At 63.9% G+C, this 21,502-nt stretch carries 22 protein-coding genes; 9 read left to right on the top strand and 13 right to left on the bottom strand.

Features of this window, described 5'->3' with window-relative positions:
* Window positions 1-114: 114 nt before the first annotated feature.
* The 3 genes from NKH41_RS18045 to NKH41_RS18035 form a co-directional block, all read right to left on the bottom strand.
* Complete coding sequence (locus NKH41_RS18045) at window positions 115-852, bottom strand: class I SAM-dependent DNA methyltransferase (protein WP_352770984.1); 738 nt, start codon at window positions 850-852, stop codon at window positions 115-117.
* Window positions 853-928: 76 nt separating this feature from the next.
* Entirely contained in the window at window positions 929-2,239 is a 1,311-nt protein-coding gene (locus NKH41_RS18040; RefSeq protein WP_352770986.1) for a hemolysin family protein, read from the bottom strand.
* Window positions 2,240-2,298: 59 nt separating this feature from the next.
* Window positions 2,299-3,240, bottom strand: coding sequence for a LysR family transcriptional regulator (locus tag NKH41_RS18035; RefSeq protein ID WP_352770988.1), 942 nt, complete (start codon window positions 3,238-3,240; stop codon window positions 2,299-2,301).
* A gap of 127 nt (window positions 3,241-3,367) precedes the next feature.
* Between NKH41_RS18035 and NKH41_RS18030 the strand changes: the two genes are divergently transcribed.
* Window positions 3,368-4,387 carry a zinc-dependent alcohol dehydrogenase family protein gene (locus tag NKH41_RS18030; protein ID WP_352770989.1) on the top strand — a complete coding sequence of 340 codons (1,020 nt, stop codon included), beginning with the start codon at window positions 3,368-3,370 and terminating at the stop codon, window positions 4,385-4,387.
* Window positions 4,388-4,434: 47 nt separating this feature from the next.
* Here the strand turns inward: NKH41_RS18030 and NKH41_RS18025 are convergent, their stop codons facing one another.
* From NKH41_RS18025 to NKH41_RS18010, 4 genes are all read right to left on the bottom strand, one after another.
* Window positions 4,435-5,142 carry an LssY C-terminal domain-containing protein gene (locus tag NKH41_RS18025; RefSeq protein ID WP_352770991.1) on the bottom strand — a complete coding sequence of 236 codons (708 nt, stop codon included), beginning with the start codon at window positions 5,140-5,142 and terminating at the stop codon, window positions 4,435-4,437.
* 66 nt (window positions 5,143-5,208) lie between these two features.
* On the bottom strand, window positions 5,209-6,063 hold the full coding sequence (locus NKH41_RS18020; RefSeq protein WP_352770993.1) for an extensin-like domain-containing protein: 855 nt from the start codon (window positions 6,061-6,063) through the stop codon (window positions 5,209-5,211).
* Between the two features lie 116 nt (window positions 6,064-6,179).
* On the bottom strand, window positions 6,180-7,112 hold the full coding sequence (locus tag NKH41_RS18015) for an extensin-like domain-containing protein (protein ID WP_352770995.1): 933 nt from the start codon (window positions 7,110-7,112) through the stop codon (window positions 6,180-6,182).
* A gap of 112 nt (window positions 7,113-7,224) precedes the next feature.
* Entirely contained in the window at window positions 7,225-7,650 is a 426-nt protein-coding gene (locus NKH41_RS18010; protein WP_023678354.1) for a DUF3775 domain-containing protein, read from the bottom strand.
* Between the two features lie 236 nt (window positions 7,651-7,886).
* Here NKH41_RS18010 and NKH41_RS18005 point away from each other — a divergent pair, with 236 nt between their 5' ends.
* Together NKH41_RS18005 and greA are read left to right on the top strand one after the other, a co-directional pair.
* Entirely contained in the window at window positions 7,887-8,426 is a 540-nt protein-coding gene (locus NKH41_RS18005) for a tetratricopeptide repeat protein (protein WP_352770997.1), read from the top strand.
* Between the two features lie 318 nt (window positions 8,427-8,744).
* Window positions 8,745-9,218 carry a transcription elongation factor GreA gene (gene greA / locus NKH41_RS18000; protein WP_023719113.1) on the top strand — a complete coding sequence of 158 codons (474 nt, stop codon included), beginning with the start codon at window positions 8,745-8,747 and terminating at the stop codon, window positions 9,216-9,218.
* Between the two features lie 207 nt (window positions 9,219-9,425).
* Here the strand turns inward: greA and waaC are convergent, their stop codons facing one another.
* Genes waaC through rfaD form a run of 3 tightly spaced genes read right to left on the bottom strand, consistent with a single transcriptional unit; the run spans window position 9,426 to window position 12,336 of the window.
* Window positions 9,426-10,409, bottom strand: a complete 984-nt coding sequence (waaC, locus tag NKH41_RS17995) for a lipopolysaccharide heptosyltransferase I (RefSeq protein ID WP_352770999.1) — start codon at window positions 10,407-10,409, stop codon at window positions 9,426-9,428.
* Window positions 10,406-11,413 (bottom strand): lipopolysaccharide heptosyltransferase II, encoded by a 1,008-nt coding sequence (gene waaF, locus NKH41_RS17990; protein WP_352771001.1) that lies wholly within the window; start codon window positions 11,411-11,413, stop codon window positions 10,406-10,408. Before waaF ends, waaC begins: the two co-directional genes overlap by 4 nt.
* Window positions 11,386-12,336, bottom strand: coding sequence for an ADP-glyceromanno-heptose 6-epimerase (gene rfaD, locus NKH41_RS17985; protein ID WP_352771002.1), 951 nt, complete (start codon window positions 12,334-12,336; stop codon window positions 11,386-11,388). The genes waaF and rfaD overlap by 28 nt, the downstream gene beginning before the upstream one ends.
* A 176-nt stretch (window positions 12,337-12,512) precedes the next feature.
* Between rfaD and NKH41_RS17980 the strand changes: the two genes are divergently transcribed.
* From NKH41_RS17980 to NKH41_RS17970, 3 genes are all read left to right on the top strand, one after another.
* Window positions 12,513-13,145 carry a LysE family translocator gene (locus NKH41_RS17980; protein WP_352771003.1) on the top strand — a complete coding sequence of 211 codons (633 nt, stop codon included), beginning with the start codon at window positions 12,513-12,515 and terminating at the stop codon, window positions 13,143-13,145.
* Between the two features lie 139 nt (window positions 13,146-13,284).
* Entirely contained in the window at window positions 13,285-14,763 is a 1,479-nt protein-coding gene (rfaE1, locus tag NKH41_RS17975) for a D-glycero-beta-D-manno-heptose-7-phosphate kinase (RefSeq protein ID WP_352771004.1), read from the top strand.
* A 7-nt stretch (window positions 14,764-14,770) separates the two neighbouring features.
* On the top strand, window positions 14,771-15,346 hold the full coding sequence (locus NKH41_RS17970; RefSeq protein ID WP_352541065.1) for a D-sedoheptulose-7-phosphate isomerase: 576 nt from the start codon (window positions 14,771-14,773) through the stop codon (window positions 15,344-15,346).
* Window positions 15,347-15,768: 422 nt separating this feature from the next.
* Here the strand turns inward: NKH41_RS17970 and NKH41_RS17965 are convergent, their stop codons facing one another.
* Window positions 15,769-16,245: an Lrp/AsnC family transcriptional regulator gene (locus NKH41_RS17965; RefSeq protein WP_352469300.1), complete on the bottom strand. Its 477-nt coding sequence runs from the start codon at window positions 16,243-16,245 to the stop codon at window positions 15,769-15,771.
* A gap of 255 nt (window positions 16,246-16,500) precedes the next feature.
* Here NKH41_RS17965 and trxB point away from each other — a divergent pair, with 255 nt between their 5' ends.
* Together trxB and NKH41_RS17955 are read left to right on the top strand one after the other, a co-directional pair.
* Window positions 16,501-17,475, top strand: a complete 975-nt coding sequence (gene trxB / locus NKH41_RS17960) for a thioredoxin-disulfide reductase (RefSeq protein WP_352469805.1) — start codon at window positions 16,501-16,503, stop codon at window positions 17,473-17,475.
* 98 nt (window positions 17,476-17,573) lie between these two features.
* Complete coding sequence (locus tag NKH41_RS17955; protein ID WP_023678345.1) at window positions 17,574-18,470, top strand: LysR family transcriptional regulator; 897 nt, start codon at window positions 17,574-17,576, stop codon at window positions 18,468-18,470.
* 104 nt (window positions 18,471-18,574) lie between these two features.
* Here NKH41_RS17955 and NKH41_RS17950 read toward each other — a convergent pair whose 3' ends face one another.
* A complete protein-coding gene (locus NKH41_RS17950) occupies window positions 18,575-19,219 on the bottom strand; it encodes a TetR/AcrR family transcriptional regulator (protein ID WP_352772937.1) in 645 nt (214 codons plus the stop codon).
* 122 nt (window positions 19,220-19,341) lie between these two features.
* Here NKH41_RS17950 and NKH41_RS17945 point away from each other — a divergent pair, with 122 nt between their 5' ends.
* Window positions 19,342-20,094: an SDR family oxidoreductase gene (locus NKH41_RS17945; RefSeq protein WP_352469808.1), complete on the top strand. Its 753-nt coding sequence runs from the start codon at window positions 19,342-19,344 to the stop codon at window positions 20,092-20,094.
* 19 nt (window positions 20,095-20,113) lie between these two features.
* On the opposite strand, the gene NKH41_RS17940 is transcribed toward NKH41_RS17945, so the two are convergent.
* Window positions 20,114-20,611 carry a methyltransferase family protein gene (locus NKH41_RS17940; protein ID WP_352772940.1) on the bottom strand — a complete coding sequence of 166 codons (498 nt, stop codon included), beginning with the start codon at window positions 20,609-20,611 and terminating at the stop codon, window positions 20,114-20,116.
* Between the last annotated feature and the right edge of the window lie 891 nt (window positions 20,612-21,502).

Below are 21,502 nucleotides of genomic sequence, written 5' to 3'. Positions count from 1 at the left end.
CTGACGGTCGGCAGTCTCATTTCTGCGTCGCAGCCGCCGCAAAATACGGCTCCACGTCCGCAATGGGGCCGCGAGTTGTCGTTGCTTGCAGGGCTGGAGAGCGGATGCTCCTTTTCATCTGGCCGCGAACGTGATGATCTCTGGGCTCGAAGGGCCAAGTGGGCTGCCGTCAAAGTCGCCGAATTGCTGTTCGATCCGTAGCCCCGCGTTCCCCAGCAGGCTCGATAAGGCGTCCGTCTCGAGGAATCGCAAGGTGCTGCGACTAACTTGCGGAAGGCTCGGATGCTTTCCGCCGAACCTGTGGGTGAATGTCACCGTCTGTCCATCGAACGGCACGATCACCTCTGTTGTGATCTGCACCAGCGACCCGTCAGGCAGCTCAACGACGACCGCATTTTCGGGTGTCCAGTGCTCCCACGCCCGCACCGAAGGGTTCCGCGTTTCGAACGCGAAGCATCCGCCTGGGACAAGGGCGTGTCGGACAGCCGCCATGAAATCCCTCAGGTCTTCGTCGCTGACAAGGGCCTGGAATGCGTGCCCCGTCATCACAATGAGATCAAATTCGGCTGTCCAGCCGGCCGATTGGAGATCGCCGAGAACCCATTCGATATCCGCGCGCGTTCGTGCGCGATTCAACACGACGGGTGCTGGGTCGATGCCGCAGAGCCGCCCTGAATGTCCGGCCAGGCGTGCCTCGTGAAGGAGGGTGCCCGTTCCACATCCGACATCAAGCACCGCGTCTGCTGTTAGAATGCGGGGCAGGTAGAAATCATAGTCGTCGCGCGCAGATCTCGGGTGCCAGGCATCGTAGACGGCAGCGAGATACGGGTCGGCGAAAAGGTGGTCGACCATAGGCGGTATTCCCAATCAACTTTGACTGTGCGAGCGGTGTCGCCGCGAGCATATAGCCCATAAGTCGCGTCGATCGTTACCGCACGACCTCGCGGTGGCCGCCGGGCAGGCGGGTGGCGATGAGCTTGTCGATGCGGCGGCCGTCGAGGTCGACGACCTCGAAGCGCCAGCCTTGCGCGTCGACGCATTCGCCGGTCGCCGGCAGATGGTGCAAATGCGACAGCACATAGCCGGCGACGGTTTCGTAATCGCGGTTCTCAGGCAGGTCGATGCCGAGGACCTCCGCCATCTCGTCGGCCTGCATGTAGCCGGCGAGCAGCCATGAGCCGTCCTCGCGCTTGACGGCGTTTTCCTCTTCGCCGGCATCGAGATCGGAACGGAAGACGCCGGTGATCGCTTCCAGTATGTCGGCCGGGGTGACGATGCCTTCGAAATGGCCGTATTCGTCATGCACCAGCGCCATCGGCACGTCGGATTCTTTCAGCGTCGCAAGCACGTCCAGCGCGTCGGCCTGGTCATGCACGATCGGCGCGGCGCGCACGTGCCGGCGCGGGTCGAGAGCGCGGCCGCCGAGCATTGCGGCCAGCACGTCGCGGGTCTGGACGACGCCGATCATGGCGTCGACGCCGCCGTCGCCGGCCGGCAGGCGCGAATGCTGGGTGTCCATCAGCAGCTTCCTGATGGCCGCCTCGTCGGATTGCAGATTGATCCAGTCGACCTCGGTGCGCGGCGTCATCACCGCGCGCACGGCACGGTCGCCGAGCCGCATGACGCCGGCGATCATCCGCCGTTCGTCGGATTCGATGGTGCCGTGGTGCTCGGCTTCGGCGACCAGCATCTTGATCTCCTCGTCGGTAACCTTATCCTCGCTCTGACCGCGCTGGCCAAGCAGCCACAGGAGGGCGCGGCCGGAAAAATCGAGCAGGAAGACCAGCGGCGCCGAGACGCCGGCGAGGATGGTCATTGCCGGGGCGACCCTGACGGCTACCCGTTCGGGGTCGCGCAATGCGATCTGCTTGGGCACCAGTTCGCCGATGATCAGCGAGCCATAGGTGATGAGGGCGACGACGATGCCGACGCCGAGCGGATCGGCGAGGCTTTCGCGGATGCCGGCGGACGCCAGGGAGGTGGCCAGCCGCTCGCCGAGCGTGGCGCCGGAAAAGGCACCGGACAAGACGCCGACCAAAGTGATGCCGATCTGCACCGAGGACAGGAATTTTCCCGGATTGGCGCCGAGCGCCAGGGCCCGGCCGGCGCCCTTGACGTTGCGGTCGATCATCGTCTTGAGGCGCGCCGGCCGCGACGAGACGATGGCGAGCTCGGACATCGACAGAAGGCCGTTAATGCAGATGAGGACGACCACGATGGCAATTTCAGCATAAAGCATGCCGGGTCCATAGCATTGCCGCGCTGTTTTCGAAAATAGGACGGTCGCGCTTTTTAAATTTAGCGAGCCGGGCAATCAGGCGGCACTCCTGCCGCATCCCAGGACGGCGCGGCAAAATGCTCGATCAGGGCGTCGACGACGACGCGCACCTTTGGCGCGAGATTGCGTGTTACCGGCCAGATGGCATGCACCACGGTGTTTTCGACAAGACAGTCCGACAGAACCATTTCGAGCTCGCCGCGCCTGATGCTGTCGGCCGTCAGCCATGTCGGCAGATAGACGATGCCGCAGCCGGCCAGTACCGCATCGAGCATCGGTTCGCCGTGACCGAGCACCAGCCGCGCCTTGGGCGCGAATTTTTCGAGACGGCCGTCGGCATGCCTGACGGTCCAGGGATGGACCGTGCCGTCGCGGCCGTAGCCGATGAGGCTGTGCCTGCCCAGGTCCTCGATCGATTGCGGCCTGCCATGGGCGTCGAGATAGGCGGGGGCGGCGCAGACGCCCGAACGCTGGGCATAGATGCGGCGCGCGGCGAGCGACAAGCTGTCGTCGAGGTCGCCCATACGCACCGTCAGGTCGATGCCTTCCTCGATCAAGTCGACGCGCCGGTCGTTGAAGGAGATTTCCATCGTCAGATCCGGATATCTTTTGGAAATCTCGAACAGCACTGGGGCGACGCACCGGCGGCCGAAGGCCAGAGGCAGGTCGACACGAAGCCGGCCGGAAGGCACCTGCTTGCGGGAAGCGAGCAGCGACTGGGCGGCATCGATCTCGGCCAATGCCCTGACGCAGGCTTCGTAATAGCTCAGGCCCTCGCTGGTCGGGCTGAGGCTGCGGGTGGTGCGGTTGAGCAGGCGAACGCCTAATCGCTGTTCCAGCTGCGCGATCGACTTGCCGACCGCCGATTTCGTGACATGCAGCCGCGCGCCGGCGCCGGTGAAGCTGCCGGCCTCCACCGCGTGAACGAATGCGACGATGCCTTGCAAATTGGCTGATTCCAATGAAGCGCTCCTATTGTAGAGTTTTGCTCCTTAATCTGTTGCAGAACATGCCACATGGAAGCACTTTTCTCCATAGTGAAACGGCGTAAATGTCTCGCGCAATCATCAACCACGGAGCGCGAACCAAATGAGCACCGAAAACAGATCCTGGCAGATGAACGGTTTCGGCCTGTCCAGGTTGAAGCCGGCTGATGGAAAGCTGCCCCAACCCGGGCCGCATGATCTTCTGGTACGAGTCACAGCGGTATCGCTGAATTACAAGGACAGGATGATCGTCGATGGCGTGCTGATACCGGACCTCAGCTTTCCGTTCGTGCCGACATCGGACGCGGTAGGCGAAGTAGTCGCCACCGGCAGCGAAGTCAGCCGCTTCGGCATCGGGCAGCGCGTGCTCGGCCAGGTGATCGCCGACTGGCCGGACGGCGACGCCCCGCCGGTGCTGCACAAGCATACGCTTGGTTCGTCACTGCCCGGCATGCTGTCCGAGCATGTGCTTTTTCATGAGGATGCCGCCGTGGCGGCGCCGCCGCAGCTCAGCGACGTCGAGGCATCGACGCTGCCGATTGCGGCGCTGACGGCGTGGTTCGCGCTGGTCGAGGCGGCCAAGCCGATCCCGGGCGAAACCGTTCTCATCCAGGGCACCGGCGGCGTGTCGCTGTTTGCGCTGCAATTTGCCGCCGCCTTCGGCCTGCGCGCCATCGTCACCTCGAGCAGCGACGAGAAGCTCGAACGGGCGAAGGCGCTCGGCGCCTGGCAAGGGATAAACTATCGCAGCCGGCCGGCGTGGGACGAGGCCGCGCGTGAGCTGACAAACGGCGCCGGCGTCAGCCACGTGCTGGAAATGGTCGGCGGCGACAATGCGCGACGCTCGCTCAACGCGCTGGGCGCCGACGGCCGGCTTTCGGTGATCGGCCTTCTCGGCAGCATGGAACTCAATTTTCCGGTCCTGCCGTTCATACGCAACCGGATCGTCGTACAAGGCATATCGATCGGCCACCGCCGCGCTTTCGAGCGAATGAACCAGGCGATCGAGACGCTCGCGATCAAGCCGGTGATCGACAAGGTGTTTGGCTTCGACGAGGTGCCGCAGGCATTTGAGCGTCTGGAGACAGGACCGTTCGGCAAGATCGTGATCACCGTGCCCTGAGCCCGTCGGGACGAAATGGCTGTCAGACGGGAAGGCCGATTGCGCGCCTACGGCAGTTGCAGCAGGACCCCGATGATGGCCTTGCCGTCGGTGAAATAGGGATCGCCTTCGCCGTTGCGCCCGGTCTTTGTGGCGCCGACGCCTGGTATCTCGCTGGTCGAGATCAGCATGCCGGCGGCGGAGAGGTCGCGCATCAGCCCGTCGCGCTCGGCGTCGACGTCGGGGCCGATATGATGGGTGATCGCGCCGGTGTCATGGCTGAGGCCGACGCCCCGGTCGAAGCTTGCCGAGCCGAGCCAGAGCGGCCGGCCGTCGTCTCCGGTCGCATCGGTCTGCCAGAAGCGGACGTGATGGCGCCGGTCGGCACTGTCGCCGACCGGCTTTTCGAAGGCGAGGTCCTGGGCGCGGCCTTCGAACAAAAGCCGGCTGACCGGCGCGTCGGGATAGGGGCGGTTGAACAGCACGCTTTCGCCGATCTCGATGGCGGTCTTCAGCGTGATGGCGTCTGCCGTATCCCAGCCGGCGACGGCAAAAGCATGGACAACCTCCTTCTTGGTGCCGACAAGGCCGACATTGATCGGATCGCCCGGAATGCCTTGCGGCGTGTGCGTCACCATCTCGAATTGCTGATTGCGAAAATTGCGGTCCCGTAATGTCCAGAACTCAGGCGCGGCGAAATAGGCGAGCGAAAGATAGGCGGCACAGCATGCCACCAGCCAGGTCGTTGCACGTCGTCGAAGGCTCCGTTGGCTCAAGAGGCACCACCCAAGCGTCTGCGCACCATCTTAACCGGCGCAGCAAGTCTTGGGCAGGGGCTGCAATCAGCGGCAGGCGCGATAGCCGTTCTTGCGGTTCTTGATGTCGAAATGGAAATGGTTGCGGTGGTCGTAGTTATAGCCGGGGCCGAGCACGGTGGTGAAATACTGGCAGCCGTCGGCGCGCACATTGTTGAGGAAGCCGCGCGTGCGGAAGGCGAACAGGCCGGGCTTGCGGACGTCGATGTCGTCGCCATTGTTAAGCTCGATGCTCATCACGTCGAGCGCATTGCCCTTGCCGTGTTCCGACAAAACACCTTCGCCGGCAATCCTGCGGCAGGAATAGCTCGAGCCCTGGTGGATGGTCTTGACGCCTGAAAAATAGCGCCAGCGGGCCGACGGCACGAGTTCGTTCCTGGTCCAGCCGGCAAAGCTGGCGGCCATGTCGCAGGTCAGCGTCGCGGCCGGCTTCATCTCGACGCTGCCGATGGCCGAGACCTTGACCGGATAGTCGATGCCGCACTGGCCTTCATGGATCGGCGCAACGTCGGTGTAGACAACGCCGAGGCGTTTCAGTTCCTTGCGGCAATCGATCTCTGTGGCCGGCATCTGTTCGGCCGGCGACATCGGGTTGTCCAGGCGCGGATAGGCGGCGGTCATATAGGGGTTGGATGGGACGAGGCGCTGCATACCCGAATATTGCGGCCCGGAATCTTGCGCGCCGGAATATTGCGGGTCCGAATTGGGCGGGACGGCAGCGGTCTGGCTGCCGACATCGACGGCCGGCTGCAGCGACAGCACGCTGCCGGTATTGCAGGCTGAGACCGCCGCCACGGCAAGCAGGGCGGCAAGCCTTCCGGCCATGCGCGCGCATTCTGTGTGCCGCGCAGCGGCAAGCGCAGCGCGAAATAGCCCGGCCATCGGAAGGGTTCCTGTCCCCAGATGGCACAGACTCTAAACCTGAAGAGTAAAGGAAAAATCAGCGGCGCCGTTCACGCCTGCGGCCAAATTGCGGCGCCCAGTACCGGCGGCCGGCGTCATTGGCAAAACGTGCCGCCATTGCGGCGCGGCTCGAGATCGAAATGGAGATGCAGCGAATGATCGGCATCGCTGCCGGGACCAAGCACGGTCTTGAACGGCCCGCAGGCCGCCTTGCGCACTGTGTCCAGGAATTTCGCGTCCTTTTCCGGCGGCGTTGGCCCGACATCGATCTCCTTGCCGTCGGAAAGCGTGAAGCTGGCGATGTCGAGCGCGTTGCCGAAGGCGTGCTCCGACAGTTTGCCGCCGGCGTGGCGCGGCCGGCAGACGAAGGCGGAGGCCTGGCCGATCGATTTGATATCCATGCCGAACTCGGCCTTTGCCGCAGGCTGGATGACCGAAGCAGCAAAGCGTGCGGCCGCTTCCGCCATCTGGCAATTGAGCTCTGGGTCCGGGCCGATGGCGATGGATTTGCCGAGCGTCTTCAGCACGATCGGGTAGGGGATCGAGCAACCGACCGCCGTATCATGCTCGGGCTTGCGCTCCTCGAAATCGACGCCCATCGACTTCAGCCGCCTGCGGCAGGCCAACTCCTCCGGCGGCATTTCTTTCCCGGCAATGGCGACCGATCGAGGATCTGGAAGGATTTTTTGCTCCGCCTTCTCGTCTGCCTCGGCCGGGTTTGGTGGCGCGACCGATGGGTTTGCCGGCGGCTCGGCCTGCGCCGGCTTTTCAGGCGGCTGCGGTGCGATCGCCGGTGGCTCCGGCTGCTCGGTCTTGGACTGGCCATTTTGGGGCTGATCGTTTTGAGGCTGACCGTTTTTGGGCCGCTCAGCCTCCGGAGCGGGGCGTGGTTCGGGGACCGGGATCTCGGTTGGCGATGGCGAAGTGGCTTCCCGGTTGGGCTGGGGAACCGGTGCGGTTTGCGGTAGTTCGGGCGCCTTGGCTAATGCAGGTCCCGCCAGCAGCGACGCCGCCGCAACGGCGAGCATCAGCCTGCACAATCCGGAAAAACCAAACGCCGCCATCAGCTCGCAACGGCCAGAATGCAGGGAAGTTGCCTTGGACGAAGGTTCGAGGCGATCACAATCGGTAACCGCGCCGTCACGCGCCGATCGCTTCCAGGCCTTCCTCGAGCCAGTCCGCCAGCAGCGGCATGCCGAGCAGATATTTTGCCGTGCGCTTGTTGGCGCGCTCGCGGGCGGCGGACAGCGCGTCCGTCCATTCCGTCGCGTCATAGTCGCCGCGGCCGACCCAGGCCAACGCAATCAGTTCGGCCGCTTCGTCGACATTGAGATCGTCGATAAGCTCGCGCAATTCTTCTTCGGTGAGATCTTCGGAGCTTTCCTCGGCAAGGCCGTCATGATGGTGGTTGTCGTGCGCGTTGCCGTCGAGCTCTACCTCGTGCTCGGCGCCGTCGGCATAGTCTTCGTTGACGGCGGCGCTGAGCGCCTTCGCCTTCAGGATGAACAGGCGCACGGTGTCGGGACCGATCGAAAGCTCCCAGTCTCGTTCAACGCGTTGCTGCACCGGCCGTCTCCCTGCTTCGTGCTCGGTCGGCCCGATGATAGCGGATTTGCAGCGCTCGTCACGTTATCTTGCGCGGCGGCGTTGATCGTGAGCATGATTTCCAATGTCCTCTCTTCCCGGGATAAGATGGCCTTGCTGGGAGAGATCGCGGTTTTGAGATAGGATGGCATTTTCCGGGGACGAAACGGCTTCGGCCCGGCGTTAGTGTTGCATTGTCAGGTTCAAAGGAGAGTGTAATGCGCAGACGACTGCTGATTCAGGTCATGGCCATCGCCGCCCTGCCGCTGATTGCGGCTCCGGCGTTTTCGGCTGGTGAAGGCGGAGGGGGCGGCAGCGATGGCGGCCAGAGCCAATGCAAGAAGGGGCAGGTCTGGGACAAGAAGCAGAAGAAATGTGTCTCGCCGAAGCAAGGCATGCTGGATGACGACAGCATCTATGATGCCGGCCGCGCGCTGGCGATGGATGGACGCTATGACGAGGCGATCGCCGTGCTCAGCCTCGCCGCCAACAAGCAGGACCCGCGCATCCTCAACTATCTCGGCTATTCGCACCGCCATTCCGGCCGCGTCACCGTCGGCCTCGGTTATTACGAGGAAGCGCTGCGCATCGACCCGAACTACACGCTGGTGCGCGAATATCTCGGCGAGGCGCACCTGCAGATCGGCGATCTTGCCGGCGCCCAGGAACAGCTCCGCGAGATCGAGAAGCGCACGGGCAAGGGGTCTCGCGAATACAGCATGCTGTCGGAGCAGATCGATCACTTCATGAGGAGCTGATCCGACTTCCGGAACGCTGCTCATAACCGGCTGCGAGCGATCGCAGCCGGTTTTTTGCTGTGCTCACATGCTGCTCCGAACTGGAATTTGGCATCACGGTACACGTGATGCGCTCCTTGACGTTAGGTCAGCCGCGCAATCGGTGGATGATTTTTCAAAAACCGACTTTTTGGACGTGAAAAACCCGCGAAGATTGCTATATCTTGCAAGATTGTGGTGAGACGGTTCCGTTAGCGAGGCTGCCGGACCGTTTTCTTTTTGTACCATCGACAAGGTCGCTCCCGATTGCGGGGGCGGCGGCAGGAAAGGTCAGGCATTATGAACAAGGTCCCGATGACAGGCGAGGGGTTCGCGTCATTGAAGGAAGAACTGCGCTGGCGCCAGCAACAGGAGCGGCCGCGTATCATCGAGGCGATTTCCGAAGCGCGCTCGCATGGCGACCTATCCGAAAATGCCGAATATCACGCGGCAAAAGAGGCACAGAGCCTCAATGAGGGCCGGGTCAACGAACTCGAGGACCTGATCGCGCGGGCCGAGGTGATCGACGTCACCAAGCTCAGCGGCGACAAGGTCAAGTTCGGCGCCACCGTGGTGCTGGTCGACGAAGATACCGAGGAGAAAAAGACCTACCAGATCGTCGGCGACCAGGAAGCGGACGTGAAATCCGGCCGCATCTCGATTTCGTCGCCGATCGCCCGCGCCCTGATCGGCAAGGAAGTCGGCGACGCCATCGAGGTCAACGCACCGGGCGGCGCCAGGGGCTACGAGATCGTCCAGGTGCAATTTATCTAGGGGATTGGCGCTGCTCTGCCTTCTCCCCCTGTGGGAGAAGGTGGCCTCGCGAAGCGAGGTCGGATGAGGGGTGTTCCAGCTTGGCTCCCTCCGCACTCCGTCCAACACCCCTCATCCGTCTCGGCGCTTCGCGCCGATCCACCTTCTCCCACAAGGGGAGAAGGGAAGGGGCAGCGCTGACCTTTCCGATTGAATTGATTGAGCAAATCAGCGGTCACCGGCCTGACCAAGCGTCTGGCGCTCCACAAGCCTCTCGGCTTCCGCCATCACCTCCGGCGGCGTGACACTGTGACCGGGCCTGGCCAGCAGCGTCGATGAGAATGGTCCGCGCGGACCGGTCAGGCCGGGCTCGGTAGCGAGGAATATCGCCACCGTCGGCAGGCCGAAAGCGCTGGCGAGATGGGTCAGGCCGGTGTCGGCGCCGATGACCAGCGCCGAGCCGCCGATGACGGCGGCGATCTCGGCAAGCGGCGATCTGGGAAACACCACGGTTTGCGAAACGGCGCCGGCGATCGCTTCGGCAACCGCCTTTTCCCGGTCGTTCGACCAAGTGGTGACCGGCGTTATTCCCTTGTCCACCAGCAGACGGGCGGTTTCGATCCAGTCCGCGACCGGCCATTTCTTGTCGTCGCGGCTGGTGCCATGCAGCAGGAAGGCGGTCTTTTCACCGACAAGAATGGATCTTCCGGCCGGCGGCGCGATGCCGGAGTCAAGCCGGGAAAAATCCGGCTCGTAGCCGAGCGCCAGCCCGAACAGGCGCCTCGTGCGCTCGATGGCATGCAGGCCGCGCGGCACGGCGTAGCGATGGCCATAAAACAGGCTCGCCGAAGGCTCGCGGGCGCTCGACCGATCGAACCCGGCGATCGGGGCTGCCGCCAGCCGCGCCACCAGCGCCGATTTCAGCAAGCCTTGTGCATCGAGGACGAGGTCGTAGCGGCAATCGCGCAAGGCGCGGCGCAAGCCGACCACTTCCCGCCATGTGCCGGGCTCGAGCAGCTTCCTGCGCCAGCGCCGGATCGCCACGCTGTGGATGGTTTGGATGGCTGGATGCAGCGCCACGATGCCGGCAAATGCCTCTTCGACACACCAGTCGAAGGAGATATCCGGCCGAGCGCGGCGCGCGTCCTCGATCGCCGGGAAGGTGTGGATGACATCGCCCATGGACGATGTCTTGACGATCAGCACTTTCATGCGGCGGCCGGCATTTCCAGCAGCCGCTCCGCCGCCGCCACGACGCGTTCGACCTCCAACGTCTTCAGGCAGTTGAGATGACCGAGCGGGCAGATTTTTTTGTGACAGGGCGAACAGGACAGGCCGAGCCAGACCAGTTCGCGGCGATCGGCGAGCGGCGGCGTGTTCTGCGGCGAGGTCGAGCCGTAGACGGCGACGACCGGCGTGCCGACGGCGGCGGCGACATGCATCAGCCCGCTGTCGTTGGAGACGGCAAGCCTCGCCGCGGCGATCAGGTCGATGGCATCCTCGAGCCGCGTCTGGCCGGCAAGATCGACGGCGCCCGGAGCCAGCGCGGCGATTTCAGCCGTCACCTCAGCGTCGTTCTTCGATCCGAACAGTACCACGCCAAACCCTTTCGCCATCATCTCGCGGGCGAGCCCGGCATAGTGTTCGCTCGGCCAGCGCTTGGCCGGACCGAATTCGGCGCCGGGCATGAGTGCCACGAATTTCCCCGCCGTCAGCCCGAAACGACCGAACAATGCTGCCTGGTTGGCTTGATCGACGGCAAGCTTCGGCGCCTGGAACGCGCCGCCACGTGCAAGGCTGAAATAGGCGTGCGCGGTGCGCCGTTTCAGGCGATCGGGCAAGGGCACGATGTCGGTCAGCAGCCCGTAGCGCATTTCCTTGAGATGGCCGACGCGGCGCGGAATGCCGGCAAAGAACGGGATCAGCGCCGATTTCCAGCTTCCCGGCAGGACAAAGGCCATGTCGTAGCGGCCGCGCAGCAGCCGGCCGAAGCGCCTTCGGATGCGGAATTCGAACGTGCCGGATTGCAGCGGCAGGTCGATCTGCTGGCGGATTTCGGGCATGCGCTTGACCAGCGGCGCTGCCCACGCCGGCGCCAGCACGTCGATGGCGGCATCCGGATGAAGCTCCCTCAGCGCCTGGAACAGGCACTGCGCCATCACCATGTCGCCCACCCAGCGTGGGCCGATCACGAGGATCGTTGGGCTTTCAGCCATTCGACATAGTCTCTGACGCCGGTTTCCACTGTGCGGAACTGGCCATTGTAACCGGCTGCGCGCAAGCGGGACATATCAGCTTGCGTAAAGCTCTGGTAGCTGCCCTTGAGGTGGTCGGGAAACTCGATGAATTCGATCTGGCCTTGGCCGAGCGTATCGATCACCGTTTCGGCAATGGCGCGGAACGGCTGGGCCTTGCCGGTGCCGCAGTTGAAGATGCCGCTCGAGCCGCGTTTCCACAGCCACAGATTGACGTCGGCGACATCGCCGACATGGATGAAGTCGCGGCTCTGCTCGCCGGGCCCGAAACCGCCATAGGCGCCGAACAGCTTGGGGTTCTGCCCTTGCTCGACCTGGTTGAACAGATGGAAGGCGACAGAGGCCATGGCGCCCTTATGCGCCTCGCGCGGTCCATAGACGTTGAAATAACGCAGGCCCGCGACCGGCGAGTGATCGGTATCGAAAACGGTGCGGCGGACATAGTCGTCGAACAGTTTTTTCGAATAGGCATAGACGTTCAGCGGCCGTTCGCATTGCGGCTCCTCGCGGAACTCGGCGCCGCTGCCATAGACCGAAGCGGACGAGGCATAGAGGAAGGGCAAGCGCAGGGCCAGGCAGGCGTGCAGCAGGCGCTTCGAATAGGCGTAGTTGACCTCCATCATGAACTTGCCGTTCCATTCGGTGGTGGTCGAGCAGGCGCCCTGGTGGAAGACGGCCTCGATGCGGCCGAGGTCACCGGCCTCCATCCGCGCCAGAAAATCGTCCTTGTCGAGATAGTCGGCGATCTCGAGATCGGCGAGGTTTGCGATCTTGTGGCCGTCGGTGAGGTCGTCGACGACGAGGATGTCGCTGAAACCCTCGGCGTTGAGCGCGGCGACGATGTTGGAACCGATCATGCCGGCGCCGCCCGTGACGATGATCATGAAAGCCTCTGGTACCTTGTGCCGGTTGTAGCCCTTGTGGGATTCTGGCCTTATAGGGGAGGCGGGCCGGGCTGTCGACAAAGCAGGTGGCGGGGCGGCCGGATGAGCGCCATAGTGGCGCCGCAAAGGTCACGTTTCAGTCGGCGTGCCGGCCGATCGGCGACAGGAGCAAGGTAATGCCGTCAACCGAACTGCTTGTCGCCTTTTTCGCCACCACGGCGATCTTCGCCTATATCCCCGGCCCCGCCATGCTCTATGCCGCCGCGCAAACCATGGCGCGCGGCCGCTGGTCCGGGCTGGTGGCGGCGCTTGGCATCCATCTTGGCGGCTACGTTCATGTCTTCGCCGCCGCCGTCGGCCTGTCGGTGCTTTTCCATGCCGTGCCGGTGCTTTACATGGCGGTCAAGCTGGTCGGTGCGCTGTATCTGGTCTGGCTCGGTGTTTCGCTGTTTCGCGCCAAGGCGCAAGGCGAGGTTGTCTTGCCGGGAATTCAGCCGAAATCCGCCCGCCGCGCCTTTTTCGAGAGCATTGCCGTCGAGGTGCTCAACCCGAAAACGGCGATTTTCTTCATGGCGTTCCTGCCGCAATTCATCGATGCCTCGGCAGCGTTTCCGGTCTGGCTGCAGTTCGTCGTGCTTGGAACGATCGTCAATTTGATGTTCTCGTCGGCCGACATTGTTTGCGTGATGCTGGCCGGCGCGGTGATCGCCAGGCTGCGGCAGTCGAGCCGGGCGCAGCGCCTGATGCGGCGCGCCGGCGGTGCGGTGCTTGTCGGACTGGGCGTGCATGTCGCGTTGCAGAAAAGCTGACGCATTATCGCGCCGCCGCGATCGGTCGAAGGCCTGCCGTTGCGTCGGCTGAAATTGCGGTATATCGGCATCGCCATGAACGGCCGGCCCTGCCAATCGAATCCCCCGTCACTGAAAATCGGCTCCCCCACGCGTTGACATGATCAAGCTGCCCTCTCCCGAACCTCTTCACCGCGCCATTTCGCGCTTCGGCGGCGCAACCGTGCTGGTGGTCGGCGATTTCATCCTCGACCGTTTCGTCAACGGCATGATCGAGCGCATTTCGCCGGAGGCGCCGATCCCCGTGCTGCACGGGCGCGGCGAAACGCTGGCGATGGGTGGCGCCGGCAATGTCGTCGCCAATATCGTTTCGCTCGGCGCTGCCGTCATGCCGGTCTCCGTGATCGGCGCTGACGAGGCCGGCAAAAACCTCATGCGCATGCTCGGCGACTTTGGCGTCGACACCGGCGGGCTGGCGCAGGATGCCGATCGCATGACGTCGTCGAAAAGCCGCTTCAGCGCGCTCAACCAGCAGGTGCTGCGTTTCGACGAAGAGGAAATCAAGCCGCTGGGCGATGCCGAGCGCGCGACATTGATCGGGCATTTTCGCCAAGCGCTGGCGGGCGCCGACATCGTCATTCTGTCCGACTATGGCAAGGGCGTGCTGCTCGACGGCGTCGCCGGCGAGCTAATCTCGATCTGCCGGCAAGCGGGCAAGCCGGTGCTGGTCGACCCGAAGGGCCGCGACTATGCGCGTTATGCCGGCGCGACGGCAATCACGCCCAACCGCAAGGAACTCGGCGAGGCGGTCGGCCGCGCAGTGTTTGCCGACGACGAAATCGAGGCGGCGGCACGCCAGCTGATTTCGGCGCACGGTTTCGATTTCGTCGTCGCGACGCGCAGCGAAAAGGGCATGAGCGTCATCGGTGCGGACGATGCCCGCCATATCGCCACGCAGGCGCGCGAAGTGTTCGACGTTTCGGGCGCCGGCGACACGGTAATCGCGACCTTCGCGCTGGCTCTTGCAGCAGGGGCTGATCGTGTCATGGCCGGATCGATCGCCAACGCCGCCGGCGGTGTTGTCGTCGGCAAGCGCGGCACGGCGCGGCTGACGATCGAGGAACTCACCGGTGCGCTGTTTCGCTCGCACGGTCCGGTCGCCCACCTGGATGCGATCCTCGATGCCGCCGCCGCCGCGCGGCTGGTGGCGGGCTGGAAAGACGAGGGCTTGAGCGTCGGCTTCACCAATGGCTGTTTCGATATCCTGCATGCCGGCCATGTCAGCCTGTTGCATGCGGCGCGCAGCCAGTGCGACCGGCTGGTGCTCGGCCTCAACAGCGATGCCTCGGTGCGCCGGCTGAAAGGGCCGGGGCGCCCGGTCAACGACCAGCATGACCGGGCCTGCGTGCTGGCAGCACTTGCCTCGGTCGACGCCGTCGTCATCTTCGAGGAGGATACGCCGCTTTCGCTGATCGAGGCGCTGAGCCCCGACATACTGGTCAAGGGCGCCGACTATACGGTCGATCAGGTGGTTGGCGCCGATGTCGTGCAGAAGGCCGGCGGGCGCGTCGTGCTGGTCGACCTCGTCGCCGGCAAGAGCACGACCGGCACTATCGGCAGATTGCGCGCCGGGAACTGAGGGTTTCATGTCCGAACTGAACGATTACCTGGCGCGCTCGGCGGCCGCGATTTCGGCGATGGTCGAGCGCGACCTGACCAGCGAGATGGAGCGGGCGGTCAGCGCCGTCGTCGCCGCGCTTTCGCAGGGCAAGGCGCTGCTGATAGCAGGCAATGGCGGTTCGGCCAGCGACGCCATCCATATCGCCGGCGAGCTGGTCGGCCGCTTCCTCAGGGAGCGCAAGGCCTATAACGTCATCGCGCTGCCGGCCAACGCGGCGGTGCTGACCGCCTGGGGCAATGATTACGGCTTCGACACGGTGTTTGCGCGCCAGGTCGAGGCGCATGGTTCGGCGGGCGCCGTGCTGCTCGCCATCTCGACCAGCGGCAATTCGCCAAGCATCCTCGCCGCCGCAGAGCAGGCGCGCATGATGGGCATGACGGTGATCAGCCTGACCGGCGACACCGGCGGCAAGCTGAAGCCGCTCTCCGACGTCCTGCTCAACGTACCCTCGACCTCGACGCCGATCATCCAGCAGGGGCATTTGTGCCTCTACCACCATTTGTGCGAAATGGTCGAAACGCGCCTCTGCGACGCAGGGTGATCCTCGAACTCTCAGGACCTGGATTCCTCGCCCTCCGCGAAGCGGGGGAGAGGTGGCCGGGCCGGGGGCCGGGGGGGGGGGGGGGAGGGCGCGGGTGCCGCGGCGTGGGGGGGGGGGGGGGCCCCCCCCCCCCCCCGGGGGGGGGGCCGGGGCCCCCCCCCCCCCCCCGGAGAGGGGGCTTCGTAGAGCGCGGTTCCCTCTCCGTCTCGGCTTCGCCGAGCCACCTCTCCCCACTTTCGTGGGGCGAGGAACCCAAGCTGGAATGAAGCCAATCTTCAACGCTGAAGGCAATTTTGTTCTTGCTTTGTGCCGGCAGCTATGCTACTAATTTCGGTATGGTGATGATTCCACCGACGATCCCGCCCGCCGAGGCGGGTTTTTTGTTTCCGGTTTTTTGTTTCGCAGCCGCTTTGCCTGCTCTCTTAAGCCGAAAACGCCACCAGCCCTTCGTCTTTGACCCGGCGGATGGTCAGCGCGGTTCGCACCGTATCGACATTGGGGGCCGAGGCCAGTTCCTCGATGACGAAGGTCTGGAAGGTGCCGAGATCGCTCGCCACGCAATGCAGCAGGAAATCGGACTCGCCCGACACCATCCAGGCGTCGCGCACGATCGGCCAGCCGCGGGTGCGCTCGGCGAAGGTCTTGAGTTCGGCGTCGGCCTGGTGATGCAGGCCGATCAGACAGAAGGCGACGACGTCGAGGCCGAGCGCCGGAGCGTTGAGCAAAGCGCGGTAACCGCGGATGATGCCGGCCTCTTCCAGCCTCCTGACGCGGCGCAGGCACGGCGGCGCCGAAATGCCGACGCGGCCCGACAGTTCGACATTGGTCATGCGTCCGTCCTGCTGAAGCTCGCGCAGGATCTTCCAGTCGATGGCATCGAGATCGGCCTTGATCGGCATGGTGGCTTCCGTGGTGACGCGAAAGAATCTTTCGCGACTTTGTAATTAAACGACTTTGCTGTCTATTCCATCCGCTGGATCGAGGATTTTCGCATCATCTTGCTGCGGGTTGCTTGTCGCTGTCGCCGGCGCCGAAGCTTTCCGGGGACGAACGGCAACTTGCCTTGCTGGCGTCGCAGGCAACACTTACATTACGCGCAACAATCGACGAGAGTTCATGCCACAATCCATGGCTGCTCCCCGCAGAGGTTTTTCATGATCACCAAGCACGCGCCTGTTCTCATCATCGGCTCCGGCCCCGCCGGCTATACGGCGGCGATCTATGCCGCCCGCGCCATGCTCAAGCCGATGCTGGTCGCCGGCCTGCAGCAAGGCGGGCAACTGATGATCACCACCGATGTCGAAAACTATCCGGGCTTCGCCGAACCGATCCAGGGTCCATGGCTGATGAGCGAGATGCTCAGGCAGGCCGAGCATGTCGGCACCGACATCGTCAACGACATCATCACCGAGGTCGACCTCAACGTGCGGCCGTTCCGCGCCAAGGGCGATTCCGGCACGATCTATACCGCCGACGCGCTGATCATCGCCACCGGAGCCCAGGCGAAATGGCTGGGCATCCCGAGCGAACACACCTTCATGGGTTTTGGCGTCTCGGCCTGCGCCACCTGCGACGGCTTCTTCTACCGCGGCAAGGATGTCGCGGTGATCGGCGGCGGCAATTCGGCGGTGGAGGAAGCGCTCTATCTCTCCAACCTGGCCAAGAGCGTCACCGTCATCCACAGGCGCAGCGATTTCCGCGCCGAGCGCATCCTGCGCGAGCGGCTGCTGCGGAAAGACAATGTCCGCATCATCTGGGACACGGTGGTCGACGAGATCACCGGCAGGCCCGGCAAGGCGCCGCTGCCGCCGTCGGTCGAAGGGCTGAAGCTGCGCAACGTGGTGACCGGGCAGGAGATGCATCTGGTGGTCGACGGCGTGTTCGTGGCGATCGGCCACGCGCCGGCGGTCGAGCTGTTTGCCGGCAAGCTGAAGCAGAAGCCGAACGGCTATCTGTGGACGGCGCCGGATTCGACCCGCACCGATATGCCGGGTGTGTTCGCCGCCGGCGACGTGACCGACGACATCTACCGCCAGGCGGTGACGGCGGCCGGTCTCGGCTGCATGGCCGCGCTCGAGGCGGAAAAATATCTGGCGGGGATCGAGGTTCACCGCGAAGCGGCGGAGTGATTGTTCGATAAGCGGCTGAGAAAAGCCGCGCAAAAGCCTGATTTTTCATTCAGACGCCGAAAACAGGCGGACGCCAGAAAACAGGACGAGGGGAAATCATGGCGTTGGATTGGGACAAGCTACGCGTGTTTCACGCCGCGGCGGAAGCGGGGTCGTTCACCCATGCCGCGGAAACACTGCATTTGTCGCAATCGGCGATCTCGCGGCAGGTCAGCGCGCTCGAGCATGACGTCGGCGTGCCGCTGTTCAATCGCCATGCCCGCGGCCTGGTGCTGACCGAGCAGGGCGAGATGCTGTTCCGCACGGCGCACGACGTGCTGATGAAGCTCGAAACCATCAAGTCGCGACTGACCGAAACCAAGGACCGGCCCTCCGGCGTGCTCAGGGTGACGACCACGGTCGGCCTCGGCGCTGGCTGGCTGACAGAGCGCGTGCAGGAATTCATCGAGCTCTATCCCGAGGTCAGCCTGCAGCTCATCCTGGCCAATGAGGAGCTCGATCTCACGATGCGCCAGGCCGACTGCGCCATCCGGCTGCGCCAGCCGCAGCAGCCGGACCTCATCCAGCGCCGCCTGTTCACCGTGCATTTCCATCTCTACGCGGCGCCATCCTATGTAAACAAATATGGCAAGCCGAATTCGATCGCCGAGCTGAAAACCCATCGCATCGTCACCTTCGGCGTGCCGGTGCCGGCGCATCTGTCGGAACTGAACTGGCTGGAGACGGTCGGCGATTTCGAAGGCGGGCAAAGGGTGCCGACGCTGCAGATCAACGACATATTGTCGATCAAGCGGGCGGTGCAGGGCGGCGCCGGCATCGCCATGCTGCCGGATTACGTGGTCAGCAAGGATTCCGGACTGGTGCAGTTGCTGCCCGAGACCGAAGTGCCGTCCTTCGATACCTATTTCGCCTATCCCGATGCGATGAAGAACCAGGCGAAGCTGCATGTCTTCCGCGATTTCATCATCGCCAAGGCGCGCAGCTGGTCGTTCTGATTTAATGCATGTCGCGCAAAAGCGTGCAGCGGTTTTGCGATAAGGACATGCATCAAACAAGAACCTAAAGCGCGTCGCATCAGGTCGGTCGAACGCAACGCGCTTTAGGAAGGCGTATCCGCCAGCGTGCTGGCGCCGTAGCGCAAACCGTCGACCAGCAGGGCAACCATGCGCCGCGCCTGGGCAGGGCCGCCGCCATGTGCCGGCATGGCAAGGCTGGCGGCCGCCCCTAACAGATCGCCCGGCTCGATATCGGCGCGCACCTCGCCGGCCGCGGCCGCCGCCTCCAGCAATGTTTGAAGCGCGGGCCGGAGCCGTTGGTTGAAATAGGCAGGCAAATTGTCGAATGCCGGATTGCCTGAGTACAAGGCTGCCGCGAGGCCGCGTTTTGCCGTGATGAAATCCACATAGCGCTGCATCCACAGGGCCAGCGCTTCACCGGGCTCATGCTTTCCGGCCAGGATCGGCGCGGCGTCCGCACAGGCGTCGACCTCGTTGCGGAAGACGGCCACGATCAGGTCCGAGCGCTGTGGAAAATGGCGGTAGACGGTGCCGACGCCGACGCCAGCCTTTTCCGCGATCTCTCGCACCGGAGCCTCCACGCCGGAGGTCGCGAACACCGCCATGGCCGCCCGGAGCAACGCGTCGATGTTGCGCCGTGCGTCGGCGCGCACCTGGCGATCCGCGCGGTCGCGGGATGCCAGACCATCGCCTTGATCCGTTTTGCCGTTCGGCGTTTTTTCGCCCATCAAATTTACCTCTTGCAAACGGAACCTTGTTCCGGATATATATGGAACGTGGTTCCGTTTGACTTGTATCTAGCACGGCAAAGCGGTGCTGGCCACACATCGGTTCACAAAAGGAGATTACCATGCAGGACAAACCCGTCGCCCTGGTCACCGGGGCCAACAAGGGCATCGGTCTTCAGATCGCCAAGGACCTCGCGGCGAACGGCCTTACCGTGCTCGTAGGATCGCGCAGGCTGGAGCATGCCGAGGCAGCCGCAAATAGCATCGGAGAGGATGCCCACGCCCTGCAGCTCGACGTCACCGATCAGGCGTCGATCGCCGCCGCGGCAGAGCGCATCCGCATCGAACTCGGCCGCCTCGACGTGCTGGTGAACAATGCCGGCATCTCCCATGCGGGAAAGCCGGGCAGGCCGCTCGAGGAGATCATCAATTCGGGCCGCCCGAGCATTGCCTCCCTCGACGACGTACGCGCGGTATTCGAGACGAACGTGTTTGGCATCGTTGCCGTTACGCAAGCGATGCTGCGGCTCCTTCGTGAGGCGCCGGCGGCGCGTATCGTCAACGTATCGAGCGGCGCCGGCTCGCTGACATTGAACGCGGATCCGGCCTTTCCGTACCGCACGTCGTTTGGCGCCGTTTACAACCCGTCAAAGACGGCCGTCAACGCGATGACGCTCGCCTTCGCCATCGAGCTCGAGGAGACCGGCATCAAGGTCAACGCTGCGTGCCCGGGCTACACCGCGACGGAGCTCAACAACTTCGAAGGTCCGCGCACAGTCGAACAGGCCGCGCGGGAGCCCGTGCGCCTCGCGCTTCTCGACGCGAACGGTCCGACGGGCACGTTCTCGAACGAGGACGGCCCGCTGCCGTGGTGACGTTGCGTTGGAGCCTGCTTCAGCCGCGCCAAGGCGTCAGGCGGGGCAGCCAGCCTGGTACGGCACGGCGGTAGGCCTCATATTCGTCACCGTAGCGGCGGGCAAGCGTCGGTTCCTCATATAGTCTCACGAAGGAGATCATGGCGACCGCGGCGATGACTAGATAGGCGGCGACCGTCCAGCTCGAAAACAGCAATGCCTGGCCGAGGACGATCGACAGCACGGCGACGTACATCGGATTGCGGACGTGGCGGTAGATGCCGCCGACGACCAGCCTCTCGGTCGGCGCGACCGGGGCGGGCGTACCCAGGCCCTCCAGGGCAAACCGGGCAAAGGCGTGCAGCAGTATGGCTGTGCCGGCGACAACCAGCAGCCAGCCCACAGGAACGAAACCGGGCAGTCTCGACCAGGGCAGGCGATAGCGATCGGTCAGCAGCCAAGGCAACAGTCCGGCGACCACGCCGGGCACTACAGCAAGGAAGATGACGCTGCCGGCGATCGCCGAAGTGGCTCGCATATAGCTCTCCTTACGGGCGCGGCCTTGAACGGTCTCCTGCAACGCGCTTCAGGTCTTGTCCGGCACGTAACCCAAGCCGCCGCACCTCAGGTCAAGCTCGATGGCGGGCTTTTGGGCGGCATGCACCAGCAAGGTCTGCCTGCCGAAAAAACAAACGCGTGCTGCACGATTCCACGTCATCCTGCGTTTTTCGACTTTCCGAGCAGGAATCGCTGCTGATTCGCGGCCGCGGATCGATTTTTGCCTTGCCGCAGGCTGTATTTCAGCGATTCAACTGGTCCTATTGCGCTTCGGGACGGATTAGACCACAGCCGGCGCCTTTTTGCATGTGAGTGTTGCAAAATAGATGCTTGTTTCTTGGGCATGAAGAGCACATATATAGATCATCTCCTGAGCGCGTTCTCCTCCCATTAGCGCTCTCGAGTGTTCCCCTCTGGAGGTTAGCCTTAACAGGCACTTCCAATCAAACTCAGCCGGGTCTTCATTGATCCGGCTTTTTTGTTGCCCGAAACCAACACATCGCCAGAAAATCGGCCGGAACGGTCGCGTAACAGTGACATGTAACCTCGGGTAACATGCCGCGGGCGCGCCAAATCGATTAAGCAGAGCATAGGACGCGGTGTGGCTCGTCCGGGGGATGGGGGCATCACTCGGACGACCCGGGCTCAGGCAGCTACCGCGTCCGAACCTTCCTCCGCCAAAACACCGGCGGCAAGCATGCGGCGGACCTGCCGTTTCGCCTCCCACGAAGACGGTCCGCAAGAAACGGCGCCCCGGGCATCCGGGCGGCGGTTGCGGTTGGGGCGCAAGGGCAGCGAAGGCGGCCGTGGCGTTGGGGTTGAGCGCGTCGGCGGGCCACCGGCCGGTGGGTTGCGGGGGCGTATACAACAA

This window comes from Mesorhizobium sp. M1169, from assembly GCF_040318345.1.
Taxonomy (GTDB): domain Bacteria; phylum Pseudomonadota; class Alphaproteobacteria; order Rhizobiales; family Rhizobiaceae; genus Mesorhizobium.
This window is presented reverse-complemented; position numbering and strand designations above follow the sequence as displayed.

Coding starts and splice junctions, on each gene's coding strand:
- NKH41_RS18045 (WP_352770984.1), bottom strand. CDS start 852: ATGGTCGACCACCTTTTCGCCGACCCGTATCTCGCTGCCGTCTACGAT.
- NKH41_RS18040 (WP_352770986.1), bottom strand. CDS start 2,239: ATGCTTTATGCTGAAATTGCCATCGTGGTCGTCCTCATCTGCATTAAC.
- NKH41_RS18030 (WP_352770989.1), top strand. CDS start 3,368: ATGAGCACCGAAAACAGATCCTGGCAGATGAACGGTTTCGGCCTGTCC.
- NKH41_RS18020 (WP_352770993.1), bottom strand. CDS start 6,063: ATGGCCGGGCTATTTCGCGCTGCGCTTGCCGCTGCGCGGCACACAGAA.
- NKH41_RS18015 (WP_352770995.1), bottom strand. CDS start 7,112: ATGCTCGCCGTTGCGGCGGCGTCGCTGCTGGCGGGACCTGCATTAGCC.
- NKH41_RS18005 (WP_352770997.1), top strand. CDS start 7,887: ATGCGCAGACGACTGCTGATTCAGGTCATGGCCATCGCCGCCCTGCCG.
- greA (WP_023719113.1), top strand. CDS start 8,745: ATGAACAAGGTCCCGATGACAGGCGAGGGGTTCGCGTCATTGAAGGAA.
- waaC (WP_352770999.1), bottom strand. CDS start 10,409: ATGAAAGTGCTGATCGTCAAGACATCGTCCATGGGCGATGTCATCCAC.
- waaF (WP_352771001.1), bottom strand. CDS start 11,413: ATGGCTGAAAGCCCAACGATCCTCGTGATCGGCCCACGCTGGGTGGGC.
- rfaD (WP_352771002.1), bottom strand. CDS start 12,336: ATGATCATCGTCACGGGCGGCGCCGGCATGATCGGTTCCAACATCGTC.
- NKH41_RS17980 (WP_352771003.1), top strand. CDS start 12,513: ATGCCGTCAACCGAACTGCTTGTCGCCTTTTTCGCCACCACGGCGATC.
- rfaE1 (WP_352771004.1), top strand. CDS start 13,285: ATGATCAAGCTGCCCTCTCCCGAACCTCTTCACCGCGCCATTTCGCGC.
- NKH41_RS17970 (WP_352541065.1), top strand. CDS start 14,771: ATGTCCGAACTGAACGATTACCTGGCGCGCTCGGCGGCCGCGATTTCG.
- NKH41_RS17965 (WP_352469300.1), bottom strand. CDS start 16,245: ATGCCGATCAAGGCCGATCTCGATGCCATCGACTGGAAGATCCTGCGC.
- trxB (WP_352469805.1), top strand. CDS start 16,501: ATGATCACCAAGCACGCGCCTGTTCTCATCATCGGCTCCGGCCCCGCC.
- NKH41_RS17955 (WP_023678345.1), top strand. CDS start 17,574: ATGGCGTTGGATTGGGACAAGCTACGCGTGTTTCACGCCGCGGCGGAA.
- NKH41_RS17950 (WP_352772937.1), bottom strand. CDS start 19,219: ATGGGCGAAAAAACGCCGAACGGCAAAACGGATCAAGGCGATGGTCTG.
- NKH41_RS17945 (WP_352469808.1), top strand. CDS start 19,342: ATGCAGGACAAACCCGTCGCCCTGGTCACCGGGGCCAACAAGGGCATC.
- NKH41_RS17940 (WP_352772940.1), bottom strand. CDS start 20,611: ATGCGAGCCACTTCGGCGATCGCCGGCAGCGTCATCTTCCTTGCTGTA.